This is a genomic window from Streptantibioticus ferralitis (assembly GCF_029223525.1).
Lineage (GTDB): Bacteria > Actinomycetota > Actinomycetes > Streptomycetales > Streptomycetaceae > Streptantibioticus_A > Streptantibioticus_A ferralitis.
In genome coordinates this window covers 1-16162 of the sequence record NZ_JARHTQ010000027.1, presented here as the reverse complement: position 1 = coordinate 16162, position 16162 = coordinate 1, and the positions used below count along the sequence as shown (strand labels likewise).

14 protein-coding genes and 2 pseudogenes are annotated in these 16162 nt (G+C 70.4%); 3 read left to right on the top strand and 13 right to left on the bottom strand.

The annotated features are described in order from the left end of the window. Positions 1–91 precede the first annotated feature (91 nt). From fbaA to P2L57_RS30400, 6 genes are all read right to left on the bottom strand, one after another. Positions 92–1114 (bottom strand): class II fructose-bisphosphate aldolase, encoded by a 1023-nt coding sequence (fbaA, locus tag P2L57_RS30425; protein WP_275819944.1) that lies wholly within the window; start codon positions 1112–1114, stop codon positions 92–94. A 209-nt stretch (positions 1115–1323) separates the two neighbouring features. Continuing rightward, positions 1324–1869 (bottom strand): orotate phosphoribosyltransferase, encoded by a 546-nt coding sequence (gene pyrE, locus P2L57_RS30420; protein ID WP_275819942.1) that lies wholly within the window; start codon positions 1867–1869, stop codon positions 1324–1326. 4 nt (positions 1870–1873) lie between these two features. Continuing rightward, a complete protein-coding gene (locus P2L57_RS30415) occupies positions 1874–2677 on the bottom strand; it encodes an aldose epimerase family protein (RefSeq protein WP_275819940.1) in 804 nt (267 codons plus the stop codon). Between the two features lie 172 nt (positions 2678–2849). Further along, positions 2850–3710: an SRPBCC family protein gene (locus P2L57_RS30410; RefSeq protein ID WP_275819938.1), complete on the bottom strand. Its 861-nt coding sequence runs from the start codon at positions 3708–3710 to the stop codon at positions 2850–2852. 95 nt (positions 3711–3805) lie between these two features. Then, positions 3806–5344 (bottom strand): polyamine aminopropyltransferase, encoded by a 1539-nt coding sequence (locus tag P2L57_RS30405; protein ID WP_275819936.1) that lies wholly within the window; start codon positions 5342–5344, stop codon positions 3806–3808. Positions 5345–5475: 131 nt separating this feature from the next. Further along, positions 5476–6036 (bottom strand): DUF2617 family protein, encoded by a 561-nt coding sequence (locus tag P2L57_RS30400; protein WP_275819934.1) that lies wholly within the window; start codon positions 6034–6036, stop codon positions 5476–5478. An 816-nt stretch (positions 6037–6852) separates the two neighbouring features. Between P2L57_RS30400 and P2L57_RS30395 the strand changes: the two genes are divergently transcribed. After that, entirely contained in the window at positions 6853–8022 is a 1170-nt protein-coding gene (locus P2L57_RS30395; RefSeq protein ID WP_275819932.1) for a pyridoxal phosphate-dependent aminotransferase, read from the top strand. 167 nt (positions 8023–8189) lie between these two features. Further along, entirely contained in the window at positions 8190–9464 is a 1275-nt protein-coding gene (locus P2L57_RS30390; RefSeq protein ID WP_372515995.1) for a glycosyltransferase family 39 protein, read from the top strand. Positions 9465–9527: 63 nt separating this feature from the next. On the opposite strand, the gene P2L57_RS30385 is transcribed toward P2L57_RS30390, so the two are convergent. The 3 genes and pseudogenes from P2L57_RS30385 to P2L57_RS40910 form a co-directional block, all read right to left on the bottom strand. Further along, positions 9528–10079, bottom strand: coding sequence for a YbjN domain-containing protein (locus P2L57_RS30385; RefSeq protein ID WP_275819928.1), 552 nt, complete (start codon positions 10077–10079; stop codon positions 9528–9530). Between the two features lie 70 nt (positions 10080–10149). Beyond that, a pseudogene (locus tag P2L57_RS40915) lies at positions 10150–11190 on the bottom strand (AAA family ATPase); the annotation flags it as partial. Between the two features lie 330 nt (positions 11191–11520). Then, a pseudogene (locus P2L57_RS40910) lies at positions 11521–12732 on the bottom strand (Clp protease N-terminal domain-containing protein); the annotation flags it as partial. Between the two features lie 207 nt (positions 12733–12939). Here P2L57_RS40910 and P2L57_RS30375 point away from each other — a divergent pair. Beyond that, entirely contained in the window at positions 12940–13341 is a 402-nt protein-coding gene (locus P2L57_RS30375) for a pyridoxamine 5'-phosphate oxidase family protein (protein WP_275819924.1), read from the top strand. A 70-nt stretch (positions 13342–13411) separates the two neighbouring features. On the opposite strand, the gene P2L57_RS30370 is transcribed toward P2L57_RS30375, so the two are convergent. From P2L57_RS30370 to P2L57_RS30355, 4 genes are all read right to left on the bottom strand, one after another. Then, complete coding sequence (locus tag P2L57_RS30370; protein WP_275819922.1) at positions 13412–13858, bottom strand: heat shock protein transcriptional repressor HspR; 447 nt, start codon at positions 13856–13858, stop codon at positions 13412–13414. A gap of 1 nt (position 13859) precedes the next feature. Next, positions 13860–15041: a molecular chaperone DnaJ gene (gene dnaJ, locus P2L57_RS30365; RefSeq protein WP_275819920.1), complete on the bottom strand. Its 1182-nt coding sequence runs from the start codon at positions 15039–15041 to the stop codon at positions 13860–13862. A 39-nt stretch (positions 15042–15080) separates the two neighbouring features. Further along, on the bottom strand, positions 15081–15752 hold the full coding sequence (gene grpE / locus P2L57_RS30360; RefSeq protein ID WP_275819917.1) for a nucleotide exchange factor GrpE: 672 nt from the start codon (positions 15750–15752) through the stop codon (positions 15081–15083). Then, positions 15749–16162, bottom strand: a 414-nt coding sequence (locus tag P2L57_RS30355) for an Hsp70 family protein (protein WP_275819915.1), incomplete at its 5' end; no start/stop codon positions are given. The genes P2L57_RS30355 and grpE, both read right to left, overlap by 4 nt.

Here is a 16162-nt window from a genome sequence, read left to right as displayed (position 1 = left end):
CCCGGCCGCATGCGGCCGGGGACCTCGGGAGGTGCCCTGAGGGGGCCGGGCATCGCCCCGTGGGGTCCGGGGGCGGGCCCCCGGATACCGCCTACTTCATCTTCTTGCCGGCGGACCGCAGGTTCTCCGCGGCGACACCGACGCGCGCGGCCATGCCCTCCTCGGCGAGCTTGCCCCAGGTGCGCGGGTCGTAGGCCTTCTTGTTGCCGACCTCGCCGTCGACCTTCAGCACGCCGTCGTAGTTCTGGAACATGTGCCCCACGACGGGACGGGTGAAGGCGTACTGGGTGTCGGTGTCGATGTTCATCTTGACGACGCCGTTCTCCAGAGCCTCGTTGATCTCCTCGATCGTCGAGCCGGAGCCACCGTGGAAGACGAAGTCGAACGGGGTGGACTTGCCGAACTTCTCACCGACCGCGACCTGGAGGTCCTTCAGGATCGAGGGGCGCAGCACGACGTTGCCCGGCTTGTAGACGCCGTGCACGTTGCCGAAGGAGGCGGCGAGCAGGTAGCGGCCCTTGTCACCCAGGCCGAGCGCCTCGGCGGTGCGGATGCCGTCCGAGACGGAGGTGTACAGCTCGTCGTTGATCTCGTGGGAGATGCCGTCCTCCTCACCACCGGTCGGGGTGATCTCGACCTCAAGGATGATCTTGGCCTTGGCGGCCTCGGCGAGCAGCTCCTGCGCGATGGCTAGGTTGTCGTTGAGGTTCTCCGCCGAGCCGTCCCACATGTGGGACTGGAACAGCGGGTTGAGGCCCTTGGCGACGCGCTCCTGGGAGACGGCCAGCAGCGGGCGGACGTAGCCGTCCAGCTTGTCCTTGGGGCAGTGGTCGGTGTGCAGGGCGATGTTGACCGGGTACTTCTCGGCGACGACGTGCGCGAACTCGGCCAGCGCGACCGCGCCGGTGACCATGTCCTTCTTGTACTGACCGCCCAGGAACTCCGCACCACCGGTGGAGATCTGGACGATGCCGTCGCTCTCCGCCTCGGCGAAACCGCGCAGCGCGGCGTGCAGCGTCTGCGACGAGGTCACGTTGATGGCCGGGTAGGCGAACTTGCCTGCCTTCGCCCGGTCGAGCATCTCGTTGTAGACCTCGGGGGTTGCGATGGGCATGTGTCCGCTCCTTGGGAGTCCGCGGGTGGCGTACAGACGTGTCTACGTCATCGTCGTCATCTTCGCAGACTCCGGCCCAAGCTCCACACGGCATCTATCACACTTACGCGCGAGGGGTTGCCGTTTCACGTGAAACAGCAACCCCTCATCGATAAGCGCAGGTCACAGGCGCGCGGCGGCTGTGACACCGGATGCCCTGGCGACGCCGGTCAGGCCAGGTCAAGGTCCTCCAGGCTGTACGCCTGCAGGTACGGAAGCCCCGTGTCGGCGATCGCCGGGGCGGCGCCGCGCTCGACGATCACGGCGACACCGACGACCTCGGCGCCCTCCTCGCGCAGCGCCTCCACCGCGGTCAGCACCGAGCCGCCGGTGGTGGAGGTGTCCTCCACCGCCAGCACCCGGCGGCCCTTGACGTCCGGGCCCTCGACACGGCGCTGCAGGCCGTGCGCCTTGCCCGTCTTGCGTACGACGAAGGCGTCGAGCGTGCGCCCGCGCGCGGCGGCCGCGTGCAGCATCGCGGTGGCGACCGGGTCGGCGCCGAGGGTCAGGCCGCCCACGGCGTCGTAGTCGAGGTCGGCGGTCAGATCGAGCATCACCTGGCCGACCAGCGGGGCCGCCTCACCGTCGAGGGTGATCCGGCGCAGATCGACGTAGTAGTCGGCCTCCTTGCCGGAGGAGAGGACCACCTTGCCGTGCACCACGGCCTTGTCCTTGATCTGCTGCAGCAGGGCGTCACGGGCGTCAGTCATGCCCATGAGATTAGCCGAGCCGCTCCCACGCCCAGACCGTCGTGATCTCCAGTGGGTCGATCAGGGTGACCAACCGCGGCAGGGTGTTGAGGCCGTTCGGCGGTCCCGACTGCGGCTCCACACAGATCGCCTCGGGCTGCTCGTCGTAGACCACCAGCCACTCGGCCGGACTGGTCACCCGGACCCGCAGCTCACCGGGCCAGGTCAAGGCCACGTCGACGCCGTCCGGCATGCCGAAGCAGTCGTCCCAGGGGCCCGGCTCGGGGTCGATCCGGTGTCCGGTCGGCAGGTGGTTGTCACCGCGCTCCTCCTGCCAGCCGGGCGTGAAGTCGATGACCGCGTCCTGGCCGCCCTGGCCGAGGTTGCGCAGGAACCACGGGTGCCAACCGGCCTGTGCCGGGAAGGACTCCTCGGCCGTCTCCACCCCCATGGTGATCCGCAGTTCGTCCTCGGTGAGCTCGAACACCTGGGTGACGCGGCCCGCGTACGGCCAGGGGTCGGTGAGGTCGTGGAAGAACGAGGCGGTGCCGTCCCCGTGTGTCGACCGCGTCCATGACCCGTCACGGCCGGTGCCGTGAATGGCGTGCGGGGCGGCGTTGACCGGCAGTTGATGGGTCACGCCGCCGTTGCGGAATCGCCCGTTCTCGGTGCGGCCGCACCACGGGACCATGACGAAGGAGCCGTAACGCGGCCCTTGCCGCAGCAGTTCGGTCCCGCCGACGCGCAGGCTGCTGATACCGCAGCCCGCGTCCGGCCGCACTGTCAGTTCGGCGTCTCCGGCCGTGAGGCGGACCGGTTGTGGTGTCTGGTGCATACGCACGAATCTAGGCCCTGCCGACAGCTCTCGGCCGCTTGCGGCGGGTTCGCACCGCTGGGGGTCTGGGGGCTTGCCCCCACAGAAGACCCGCCGGGGCGGCGAGCAACCCGCGCGACGGGGACCGGCGGCCCGAACCCACCGCAACCGACCAGGGTCCGCCGGAACGGCGCTAACGGCGGCGGCGCAGTACCCGGCCGACCACGACCGCGGACGCGAGCAGCGCGGCAGCAGCCGGTGCGGCCCAGCGCAGGGTATCGGCGGCCGAGCCGGTCGCCGGTGCGGGCACCGGGGCGTAGCGGCCGCGCGGCGGCGCGTGGTCGACCTCCTCCGCACTGCGGCCGATCATGGTGCGGCGGGCGTGCGCGGCCTCGGCGGGGACGGATTCCCGCAGATGCGGATCGTCCTCCAGACCGGCGGGCGTCTCCGGCACGTCGACCTCGACCAGTTCCACCTCCTCCTCGGCCTCGGCCTCGGGGAGTTCGGGCAGCTCGACGAATTCGGCGTCCTCGGACTCGTCCATGTCGTCGACGTCGTCCGGCAGCAGGACGCCCTGCGCGGAGGCCTCCTGCGCGGGCGGGGCGAACTCGGCGGGCGGTTCGGCCTCCAGGTCGGTGGTGAGGTCGGAGACGAAACGGTCCAGCAGACGGCGGCCGGCCGCCTCCGCCGTCGGCTGGTCGTACTCGGCCAGCCGCCCCTCCGCCTGTACGGCGCCGGAGAAGCCGAGCCGGGTGCCGCTGCCCTCCGGGTCGAGCCCGATGACCAGCGCCAGCTTCACGGTGCCGCCGCCGCGGGCCTCCGCGCCCTCGCCCTCGATCTCGAAGCCGCCGTCACAGGCGGCGATCCGCAGGCTGCCGCGGTAGGTGATGGTGGAGCCGCCGATCCGCAGCCGCAGCCGCCCCGCGAGCCCGCCGGGCACGGCGGCTGCCGCGTCGCGCTGCAGCGCCGAGACGCAGCGCGCCACCCGATCGGGCTCGCTCAGTGCCCGCCGCACGGTCTCAACCGGGAAGGGGACGTACGCCTCGTGCTCCATATTGTCGGAGCCTACCGGGACGCCGCTGGGGTGGGCAGCGTCCCGGCGCTTCTGCCGGGACCAGGGTCCGGCTCGTTTTCCCACGGGGCTCCGCACTACTGCCCGTACCGGGGCCGCATCAAGGTGGAGGGCGGCACTGGAGCGGCGCCCCGGGACAGTGCGGCCGTGCGGACGGCCGCGTGCAGGGACTGGGGGGTCAGGGAGCGCAGGGGTGGTGCGGCGTCGGGCAGACGTACTTCGACGGGATCGCGGGCCGCCAGGAGGAAGCCCCAGAACGTGCCGTTGGACAGGATCCAGTAGTCGCTGGTGTCCAGGCCCGCCGAGCGGATCGTCGCATCGACCGTCCAGAACTGCGTGGTGCGGCCGCACGGGGTGCCCGCGTGCACCGCGAGCCTTCCGCCGGGGGCCAGTTCGGCCGCGGCCAGCCCGTAGAACTCCTGCGAGTACAGCTTGGCGCTACGGGAGATGCCCGGATCCGGCAGGTCCTCGATGACCACGTCGTACACGCCGGGTTGGCGCCTTTCCCACAGCCAGTCGAAGGCGTCCGCCGTCACCACCCGGACCCGGCGGTCGGCGAAGGAGTGACGGTTCAACCCGGCCAGACCGGGGTCGCCACGCGCCAGGTCGACCAGTTGGGGATCGACCTCGACCAGCGTCACCGACGCCACGTCCGCGTACCGCAGCACCTCGCGCAGCGCCAGCCCGTCGCCGCCGCCGAGGATAAGCACCCTGCGGCGCGGGCCCGCCATCGCGGGGTGGACCAGCGCCTCGTGGTAGCGGTACTCGTCACGGCCGGAGTCGGACAGCCGTCCGTCCAGGAAGAGTCGCAGCGGACGGCCCGCGGGCGAGCCGGTGAGCACGACCTCCTGCACGTCCGTGCGGACCGCCAGCCGTACGTCGCCGCCGTAGACCGCCTGCCGCGCGGCGCGCTCGAACGGTCCCGCGAACACCGCGGCCGTCGCCAGCCCCACGAGCACCGCGATGTTCACGCCGATCAGCCAGCCGCGCGCCCGTCCGCTCAGATCACGGCGGAACAGCCCGAGCACCGTCGCCGCGCCCGCCCCCGCGTTCACCACCCCGGTCAGCAGCACGCCCGTCACCTGGCCGAGGAACGGCAGCAGGACGAAGGGGAAGGCCAGCCCGCCGACCAGCGCACCCACGTAGTCGGCGGCGAACAGCTCGGCCACCGCACCGCCCGCGTCCTGCCGTCTGATCCGCTGGATCAGCGTCATCAGCAGCGGCACCTCGGCACCTATCAGCAGCCCGATCGCGAAGGCGAAGGTGGTGATCGCGGAACTGGACTGCCCGAGCCATGCGAAGCTCGCGTAGAGCGCCATCGCGGACAGCCCGCCGATCAGCGCGAGCAGTGACTCGATCAGCGCGAACCCGACGGCCGCCCGGCACCGGATGCTCTTGGCCAGCAGCGAGCCGACCCCCATCGCGAAGACCATGACGGACAGCACGACGGACGCCTGGGTGACCGAGTCACCCACCAAGTACGAGGCGAGGGCGACGAGTTCGAGTTCATAGACGAGACCGCAGGCGGCGCAGACGAAGACCGAGCCAAGCACCAGCGCGCGCCCGAGGCTGACCGGTACCGGCAGCCGGGCAAGGGACGGGGGCACGTCGATCATGAGTGCACGCTACGTCACTCTGCGCGCCGCTCCGGTCACCCACAGGGGTGCAATTCCTCGCCCACAACGGCGCGTTGACGGTCGGCCGCAACACCGGCCGCGCCCCCGCGCCACACCCGGCGAAGGCGCGCTCACCGCAGCCCCGTCACCCGTGACCTCGTGGTCACCAGCCGTCCCTCCGTCGGGTACGCGTGCCAGGTGCGCCAGTGCACCTCGCCGCCGCTCCCGCCGCTGTCCGGGTTGCGCTGGACGAGCATCGCGGTGAACGCGTTGGGATCGCCGGGGAAGCGCCCGGCGAGCCCGTGCGGATGGTCGGCGACCAGCGCCAGCAACTCCTGGGCGCGCCCGGCGAACGAGCCACGGGACAGCGTCTCCACGCGCGCCGCGAACTCGTACTCCCAGTCCCCTATCCGCTCGGCGACGCCCAGCGGCAGCGGCGTCCTGCTCCCCGGCATACAGGCCACGGTCTCCGAACAGCCGCCGTCGGAGGCGTTCAGCAACACCTGGTGCGAGGCCCCAAGCAGCCGCATCTGCACCTCAATTCGGCAATTGCCAGTGGCACGCGACGGGCTGGGCCCCAGATCGAGTTCGAGGTTGACGACGGCCAGCGCGGGCAGGGGTTCCTTGCCCAGCCGCCAGGCGAGGTCCCCGGCGCGGGTGTCGATGAAGGCAGTCTCAAGAGTCCTGAGCATGGGTCGGCTCCGCAAGCACGCGAGGGTTCACGCAGGGGCTGGTGGGCCGGCCCGCCCCCCTGGCTCCCCCGCGGGAACGCGAGAGCCGGCATGTGGAGGACCGGCCCAAGGGAACGTCCGCCGGTTCGTGTCCACGGGGGGTCCGGGAATCAATACGGAATCATGAATTTCGTAGCGCGCGTAGCCGTTTTACCCATTCAGGTGCGGTTTACATCCCCACGGGCACGTACCAGTTCAGGTGTTCACCACATCCGCTCCCGGTCGGGTCCGTGCCCCGCCCTGCGCATATGCGAAGCGGCATGCGCCGCGAGCAGTTGTGCCACCTACACCTTGCGCCGCGCCCCGATTCCCCCGCGTACCGGCCCGTCCGGCTCTAGAGGTGACCGCCTCCACCGCACGACGAGCCGCAGGAGGAGTGGTGCCCGCCGCCACATGACGCGTGGTGGTGGCCGCCGCAGGAGGAGGAGTGGGGCGGGTGGTGATGCTGCCCGCCGGAGCTTCCCGGGTCAGCGGTGCCGCCCCCGTCGCCCGCCCACCAGCTCGCACCCGACGCGGCACCCGGCGATCCGCCGCGCCCCACCCGGGTCCGCGCGCCCCCGGCCTCCGGCCGGGAGGCCGACGCGATGGCCGCGATCACCACGAACGCGATGCACCCACAGATGATCAGTCCCACCAGGAAGGGCATACCGCCCACCTCACCTTCCCCTGCTCCCCCGAAGCGAAGGCGCTCCGTCGTGTGATTCAGCTCATGCCCGGGACGGCGCGCCGGTAATGAGGAGTTGAGGAAGTCCAGAGGTTCGCCGGAGGATAGCTGGCATGACTCGGCCACTGCTCAATCGGCGCCTTGACGGTTTCGGCACGACGATCTTCGCGGAGATGTCCGCTCTCGCCCTCCGCACCGGGTCCATCAACCTGGGCCAGGGCTTCCCCGACACCGACGGTCCCGAGGAGGTGCGCGAGGCGGCCGTACGGGCGCTGCGGGACGGCCGCGGCAACCAGTACCCGCCGGGCCCCGGCGTCCCCGAACTGCGCACCGCCATCGCGGAGCACCAGAGCAACTACTACGGGCTGGAGTTCGATCCGGACACCGAGGTACTGGTGACGGCGGGCGCCACGGAGGCGATCGCGGCCGCACTGCTCGCCCTGGTCGAGCCGGGCGACGAGGTGATCGCGCTGGAGCCGTACTACGACTCGTACGCCGCCTGCATCGCGATGGCGGGCGGCACCCGGGTGCCCGTCACGCTTCGTCCGGAAGACTCCAGGTTCGTCCTGGATCTGGATGAGCTGCGCTCCGCGGTCACCGACCGCACCCGGCTGATCCTGCTCAACACGCCGCACAATCCGACCGGCACCGTGCTGACCCGCCCCGAGCTGGCCGCCATCGCCGAACTGGCCGTCGAACGCGATCTTCTGGTGGTCACCGATGAGGTGTACGAGCATCTGATCTTCGACGGTGAACACCTGCCGATCGCCGCATTCCCAGGAATGCGCAACCGAACTGTGACCATCGGCTCCGCGGGCAAGACGTTTTCGTTCACCGGCTGGAAGGTCGGCTGGGTTACCGGATCACACGATCTGGTGAACGCCGTGCGAACGGTGAAGCAATTCCTGACGTACGTCTCCGCGGGGCCGTTCCAATACGCGGTGGCCGCGGCGCTTCGGCTGCCGACCAGCTATTTCCGCGACCTCGCGGACGGTCTGCGGGCCAAGCGGGACCTGCTGTCGGCCGGTCTGACCGAGGCCGGCTTCGGGGTCTTCCGCCCGGCCGGGACCTACTTCGTGACCACGGACATTCGCCCACTCGGCGCAACGGACGGATTCGACTTCTGCCGGTCCTTGCCCGAACGTTGCGGAGTGGTCGCGATCCCCAACGCCGTGTTCTACGACACGAAGGAAAGGGGAACTCCCTTCGTACGCTTCGCGTTCTGCAAGCGAACAGAGGTGCTCAACGATGCGATCTCGCGTCTGAAGCAGCTACGCTCCTGAGGCAACCCATCCTGACTTTCGATCGTCTTTCACCCGTGGGGGTGGATTGCGGCGCTACTCGGCACGACGGACCCGTACGACCCGACAATGCGCGCAAGAACAGACTCATTCAAGCTTGTCGTCAAGTACGGTGCCGATGAACGGTCGCCCCGGGAGGAGCGGAACAGGTGTATACGGCCGAGCCGGTCTCGACCCCTCCTCGTCCCACGACGGGAGGATCCTCCGCCCCAAGACCCGAGGTCCGCTCCCGCCTTGAGCGGGCGAGGGCCTCACTGCGGCGTGCGGCGCCCGCGCTCATGGTGTACGCGGCGGTGCGGGCAACCGGTCTGCTGTTCCTGTCCGCGTACGCGTGGTACGCGGGCCAGCATCCGCGCAGCATCCTGGGCCTCGCCTGGGACGCGCGGTGGTACTTCCGGGTGGCCGAGTACGGCTACGGAACGCTGATCCCGTCCGCCACCCAGCACACGATCCTCTACAACGACCTGGCGTTCTTCCCGCTGTATCCGATGACCGTGCGGGTGGTCTCGTACGTCATCCCGATCGGCGTGATCAACGTCGCGATCCTGATCGCCTGGATCGCCACGCTGCTGTCGGTGTGGGCGATCTACCTGATCGGCGCCCGGCTGTACAGCCGCCGGGTCGGCATCGCCCTGGTGCTGCTCTACGGACTGCTGCCGCACGCCATCATCCAGACCATGGCCTACACCGAGCCGGTGATGACCGCGCTGGCCGCCTGGGCGCTCTACGCGGTACTGACCCGCCGCTGGCTCTACGCGGGCGTGCTGGCCGCCCTGGCGGGCTGCACCAGGCCCAACGGCGTGGCGGTGGCCGCCGCCGTGGTCGCGGGCGTGGCGATGGACTTCTGGCGCCGCCGCAAGGCGGTAAGGAAGAGGGCGGAGCAGAGCGGAGCGCCACTGGGGCGGTGGCGGGTGACGGGCGGGACCGTCGACTGGCGGGCCTGGCTCGGCGCGGCCATCGCGCCGCTCGGCTGGTTCGGCTATGTGCTGTGGGTCGGCTGGCAGACCGGTGACATCAAGGGCTACTTCAAGGTCCAGGCGCGCTGGGGCTCCCGCTTCGACTTCGGGTGGAGCGCACTGCGCTTCTTCAAGCACCTGGTGACCGGCACCGACTACTTCGCGTACTACGTCGCGGCCGCCATCGTGGCCGCCGCAGTGATCCTGCTGGCGCTGTGCATCACCGACCGCATTCCGGTGGCGCTGCTGGCCTACTGCGGGGTGCTGATGCTGATCGGCATCGGCGGCGCGGGCTTCTTCCAGTGCAAGCCGCGCTTCCTGATGCCCGCCTTCCCGCTGCTGATCCCGGCCGCGATCGCGCTGGCCAGAGCCAGGCCGCGGACCGCCTGGGTGGCGGTCATCTCGTTGGGCGGGTTCTCGTTCTTCTACGGAACGTATCTGCTCGCCATCGCGCCGCTGGCGCTCTGAGACGCCGTTGCGGCGGAGGGAATCCCTCCGCCGCAACCGCCGTGTCCCGACGAGAGCTGGAACTCAGCCCTCGTCGTTCTCGTCGCCGTCCTCGCCGTCGGACTCGGCGTCCTTCTCCAGACCGAGCTGCTCGGTGACCCACCGGTCGAAGTCGATCGAGGCGCGCACCCAGCTCACGGTGGAGGAGACGAAGTGCTCCAGGCCGACTCCCAGGCCGAGCAGCATCTGCGCCTCGCCGATCAGGCGGACCGAGCCGTCGTCGTGGGTGTGCGAGTAGACCTTCGGCCACAGCGTCTGCCGGTTCCAGCCGTCGGCGATCTCCAGCAGCTTGTTCTTCTCCTCGATGGAGTACGCGCGGTCGTAGAAGGTGCGGACCGCGAACACTTCCTGCTCCCCCTCGCCGCGGAACATGAAGTACGTCCGGAAGTCCTCCCACGGCGCGGCGAGGTCGCCCTCGTCGTCCACCACGTACTTCAGCTCCATCTGGTCAAGCAGTTGCTTCACCAGGTCCTGGTCCGGCCGGATCACTCCTCCTCCCGGCGGGCCTGCGGGGGGCTGGTCGGACGGCCCCTGGCCCTGGCCGAAGTTCGGGATGGAGGACGGGTCGATGCTCACCGTGTGGTTCCCTTCGCGACGATTGCCGCCATCCTCCCCCATCCCGGCCCCGGTCTGGCAAGCCCTGTCCTCATCGGGCGGGCTGGACGGTCAACCCTTCACCCTCGCGGTCCACACGGACCGTGTCGCCGTCGCGTACTTCGCCGGCGAGGATCGCCTTGGCCAGCGGGTCGCCGATGGCGGTCTGCACCAGGCGGCGCAGCGGCCGGGCACCGTAGGCCGGGTCGTTGCCCTCCCTGGCCAGCCAGGCCAGCGCCTCGTCGGTGACGTCCAGCTCCAGGCGGCGGTCCTTGAGCCGGTCGCGCAGCCGGTTCAGCTGGAGTCCGGCGATCCTGGCCAGTTCGTCCTCGTTCAGCGCGCTGAAGACCACGATGTCGTCCAGCCGGTTGAGGAACTCCGGCTTGAAGGACGCCCGGACCGCCTCCAGCACGGCGTCCCGCTTCTGCACCGCGGTCAGCTCGGAGTTCACCAGGTACTGCGAACCGAGATTGGAGGTGAGGATGAGGATGGTGCTACGGAAGTCCACCGTCCGCCCCTGGCCGTCGGTCAGCCGCCCGTCGTCCAGCACCTGCAGCAGCACATCGAAGACCTCGGGGTGCGCCTTCTCCACCTCGTCCAGCAGCACCACGCTGTACGGGCGCCGCCGCACCGCCTCGGTGAGCTGGCCGCCCTCCTCGTAGCCGACATAGCCGGGCGGGGCACCGACCAGCCGGGCCACCGAGTGCTTCTCCCCGTACTCGCTCATATCGATGCGGATCATGGCCCGCTCGTCGTCGAACAGGAAGTCGGCCAGCGCCTTGGCCAGCTCGGTCTTGCCGACACCGGTCGGGCCGAGGAAGAGGAACGAGCCGGTCGGGCGGTCGGGGTCGGCGATGCCGGAGCGCGAGCGGCGTACCGCGTCCGACACCGCGGCCACCGCCTCGGTCTGCCCGATCAGCCGCCTGCCCAGCTCCTCCTCCATACGCAGCAGCTTGCGGGTCTCCCCCTCCAGCAGGCGGCCGGCCGGGATCCCGGTCCAGGCGGCGACGACCTGGGCGATGTCATCGGGAGTGACCTCCTCGCCGACCATGCCCTCCAGCTGCCGCTGCGCCTCGATCGCCTCGGCCAGTTCCTTCTCGGCCTGCGGGATCTGCTCGGTCCTGATCCGGCCGGGAGTGACCCAGTCGCCGGTCTCGGGGGCCTTCAGCTCGGCGCGCTGGAACTCGCTCTCCAGCTCGTCCAGCCGCTTCTTCAGCTCACCGACCCGGTTGTGTACCTCACGCTCCTTGTTCCACCTGGCGGTCAGCCCGCGCAGCGCCTCTTCCTTCTCCGCCCGTGCCCTGCGCAGCGCGTCCAGGCGTTCGCGGGCGTCGGGCGCGAGCGCCTCCTCCTTCTCGGCCTGCTTCTTCGCCTTCTTGTCCTTGGCGCCGGAGGTCGCCAGCAGCGACTCCTCCTCCATCCGCAACCGGTCTACGGCGCGCTGGAGTTCGTCGATCTCCACCGGCGAGGAGTCGACCTCCATGTGCAGCCGGGAGGCGGCCTCGTCGACCAGGTCGATGGCCTTGTCGGGCAGGAAGCGGGAGGTGATGTAGCGGTGCGAGAGGTTGGCGGCGGCCACCAGCGCGGAGTCGGCGATCCGCACCTCGTGGTGCGCCTCGTACCGCGGCTTGAGGCCGCGCAGGATGGCGATGGTGTCCTGGACGCTCGGCTCGGCCACCAGCACCTGCTGGAACCGGCGCTCCAGCGCCGGGTCCTTCTCGATCCGCTCGCGGTACTCGTCCAGCGTGGTCGCGCCGACCATCCGCAGCTCACCGCGGGCCAGCATCGGCTTGAGCATGTTGCCCGCGTCCATCGCCGAATCGCCACCCGCGCCCGCACCCACCACGGTGTGCAGCTCGTCGATGAACGTGATGATCCGGCCGTCGCTCTCCCGGATCTCGGCGAGCACGGCCTTCAGCCGCTCCTCGAACTCGCCGCGGTACTTCGCGCCCGCGACCATCGCTCCGAGATCCAGCTGGACCAGTCGCTTGTCCTTCAGCGCCCCCGGCACATCCCCCTTGACGATCCGCTGGGCCAGCCCTTCGACCACGGCGGTCTTGCCGACGCCCGGCTCGCCGATCAGCACCGGGTTGTTCTTGGTGCGCCGTGAGAGCACCTGGATGACCCGCCGGATCTCGTTGTCCCGCCCGATGACCGGGTCGAGCTTGCCCTCACGGGCGACGGCGGTGAAGTCGGTTCCGTACTTCTCCAGCGCCTTGTAGGTGGCCTCTGGGTCGGGGGTGGTCACGCGTGTGCCTCCGCGGGCGGTCTCGAAGGCGTCCAGCAGCACGGCGGCCGTGGCGCCCTGGCGGTCCAGCAGTTCGGCGGTGGTTCCGCCCTTGGCGGCCAGCCCGATCAGCAGGTGCTCGATCGACACGTACGCGTCGCCCAGCTCGCGGGCGCGCTGTGAGGCGTCGGCTATCACCGCGAGCAGATCACGGCTCGCCTGCGGCGGGGCGACGGTGGAGCCCTGCACCGTGGGCAGCGCGTCCAGCTGTGCCTTCGCGCCCTTCAGCAGGGCGTCCGGGTCGGCACCGGCAGCGGCCAGCAAGTCCTTGAGGTTCTCGTTCTCCGGCTGCTCCAGCAGCGCGGCGAGCAGATGCGCGGGGGTCAGATCCGCATGCCCCGAGGACACCGCCCGACTGTTGGCGCCGCTGAGCGCCTCCTGGCTCTTGTTGGTCAGCTCTGCGTTCACGTGCGCGGACCTCCTCTATGGCCTTGCCATCGTCCCTGCCCCATCAAGCATAAGACAAGTTGAGTCGGTACCACTCAACATTCCACCCGTGCCAGAGCGACGTCCGGGTCGCCGCCCCATGGGGCGGGCGGGTGGGAAAATCACCGAATGCCGATCAACCCCCTGCACCCCGCCCTGCTGGACTTCTGGCGCGAGGCGCACTACTGCACGCTGACCACCCCGCGCCCCGACGGCACCCCCCACGTCGTCGCGGTGGGCTCGACGTACGACCCGGAAGCGGGTCTGGCCCGCGTGATCACCCGCAAGCAGAGCGTCAAGGTGCGCAACGTCCTCGACGCGGGTGCCCCGGGTGCCCGCGTCGCCCTCTGCCAGGTCGACCGCGGCCGCTGGGCCACCCTGGAGGGCGTGGCCACGGTCTCCACCGATCCGGCCGCCGTGGCGGAGGCGGTGCGCCGCTACGAGGAGCGCTACCAGCGCAGGCCCTCCCCGAACCCGGACCGGGTGGTGATCGAGGTGGCGCTCACCTCGGCGATGGGCCACTTCCGCTGAACACCTCCGCCAAACGAAGGGGCCCGGAGGCAAAGCCCCCGGGCCCGTCCGAAGAGCCGACGCCGCGGCGTCAGTCCGGTCGCTTCGGCCGCCACACCACCAGCGCACTGGCCTGCCGCACGTCCTCGTACGGGACCAGGTCCCGGCGGTACGAGGCGTGCACCGCCGCCTCGCGCTGCCGCATCGCGGCAGCGGCGCCCTCAAGTCCGCTCTGCAGCTCGGCGACCCGCGCCTGAAGCGCGGACACCTGGTTCTCCAGTTCGATGATGCGCTTGATTCCGGCGAGGTTGATGCCGTCCTGGCTCAACTGCTGCACCTGCCGCAGGAGTTCGATGTCCCGCGCCGAGTACCGGCGGCCACGCCCAGCGGTACGGTCCGGGGAGACCAGCCCCAACCGGTCGTACTGCCGCAGGGTCTGCGGGTGCAGCCCCGACAGCTGAGCGGCGACCGAGATCACATACACCGGTGACTCGTCCGTCAGCTCGTACGGATTGCGGCGTGCGCCCCGGCCGTCCATCTCAAGCTCCCTTCGCGGCCTTGAACAGCTCCGCCCGCGGATCCTCGTCCGCGGTCGCCTCTCTGTACGACTCCAGCGCGTCCAGCGCCTTGCCGTCCACCGACGCCGGCACCGCGACCTCCACCGTGACCAGCAGATCCCCGCGGGTGCCGTCCTTGCGCACGGCGCCCTTGCCACGGGCCCGCAGCGTACGGCCGTTCGGGGTGCCCGACGGCAGCTTCAACGTCACCGGCGGGCCGCCGAGCGTCGGCACCCTGATCTCCGCGCCGAGCGCCGCCTCCGGGAAGGTGACCGGCACGGTGACCGTCAGGTTGTCGCCCTTGCGCCCGAACACCGGGTGCGGATCGACATGGACGACGACGTACAGATCGCCGGCCGGACCGCCCCGCTCACCCGGCGCGCCCTTGCCGCGCAGCCGGATCCGCTGGCTGTCGCTGACGCCCGCCGGAATCCGGACCTGCATGGTGCGCGCGCTCTTGGCCCGACCGCTGCCCTTGCAGTTGTCGCAGGGGTCCTGGGCGATCATGCCGCGGCCCTTGCAGTCCACACAGGGATCGGTCAGCGAGAACCCGCCGCCGGAGCCCCGCGAGACCTGCCCGGTGCCGACACAGGTCGGACAGACCCGCGGCGTACCGTTTTTGTCGCCCGTTCCCGCACAGGCCTTGCACGGCGCCGAACTCGACATCCGCAGCGGGACCGTGGCCCCGTCCACCGCCTCGGTGAAGCTCAGCGTCACCTCGGACTCGATGTCCTGGCCGCGGCGCGGCTGGGTACGTGTCGTACCGCCACGCCCGAACAACCCCCCGAAGACGTCCCCGATCCCGCCGCCGAAGCCCCCGCCGCCCGTGCCCGTGCCGGTGCCGGTCTGGGCACCGCCGAACAGGTCGCCGAGGTCGAAGCCGAACCCGCCGGGTCCGGTGGCACCGCCCTGGCGGAAGCCCCCGTTGCCGAACAGGGCCCGCGCCTCGTCGTACTCCTTGCGGCGCTTGGGGTCGGACAGCACGTCGTTGGCCTCGGAGATCTCCTTGAAGCGCTCCTCGGCCTTGGCGTCGCCCTTGTTGGCGTCCGGGTGGAACTCGCGGGCGAGCTTCCGGTACGCCTTCTTGATCTCCGCCTCGGTCGCGTCCTTGGGGACACCGAGAACCTTGTAGTAGTCCTTCTCGACGAAGTCCTTGGTGCTCATCCCCGGCGTCCCTCCTCTCCTACCTCAACTGTCGACGCGTCAGCCCTGTTCCGGGCCACCGCTCTCCTCGTCCGACGCATCCGTATCCGCCGAGGGCTCCTTGCCCTGCGCGCCGGGCTGCGGTTCTGCGACCGCGACCCGGGCCGGGCGGATGGTCCGCTCGCCGATCCGATACCCCGGCTGAAGAATCTGCACGCACGTGGTTTCGGAAACGTCCGGCGAGTAACTGTGCATCAGCGCCTCGTGCACCAGCGGGTCGAAGGGCTCGCCCTCCTTGCCGAACTGCTGCAGACCGAGCTTGGCGACCACCGTCTCCACCGACTCGCCGACCGACTTGAAGCCGCCGACCAGCTCGCCGTGCTCCCGCGCCCGCCCGATGTCGTCGAGCACCGGCAGCAACTCGCCCAGCAGATTGGCGATCGCGATCTCCTTGACCGCGATCCGGTCCCGCTCCACCCGGCGGCGGTAGTTCTGGTACTCCGCCTGGAGGCGCTGCAGATCGGCGGTGCGCTCGGCCAACTGGCCGCGCACCGACTCCAGTTGCTTGCTCAGGTCCTGGTCCGCGCTCTGCTCTGCGTCCCCGGCCGGGCCGCCCGGGCCCGCCTGCTCGGCGGGCCCGGCGCCCTGCGCCGCGTCGTCTGCGTCAGCCGTCGCGGCGTTGACGGGGACGTCAGCAGGCTTCTGCGGGAAGCCCTGTGACTCCTCCGTCACGCGGCACCACCCTCACGCTTCTTCGGCTCCTCGTCCACGATCTCGGCGTCCACGACATCGTCGTGCGCCTCGTCCTTGGACATGTTGACGTTCTCACCGGCGCCCGCACCGGCCGCGCCGGCGCCCTGGGCATCGGCGTACATCGCCTGGCCCAGCTTCTGGCTGACCGCCGCGACCTTCTCGGTGGCGGTGCGGATCTCGGCGATGTCCTCGCCCTTGAGCTTCTCCTTCAGCTCGGCGATGGCGGCCTCGACCTCGGTCTTGACCTCGCCCGGGACCTTGTCCTCGTTGTCCTTGAGGAACTTCTCGGTCTGGTAGACGAGCTGCTCGGCCTGGTTGCGGGTCTCGGCGGCCTCGCGGCGCTTGTGGTCCTCCTCCGCGTACTGCTCGGCCTCGCGCATCATCCGGTC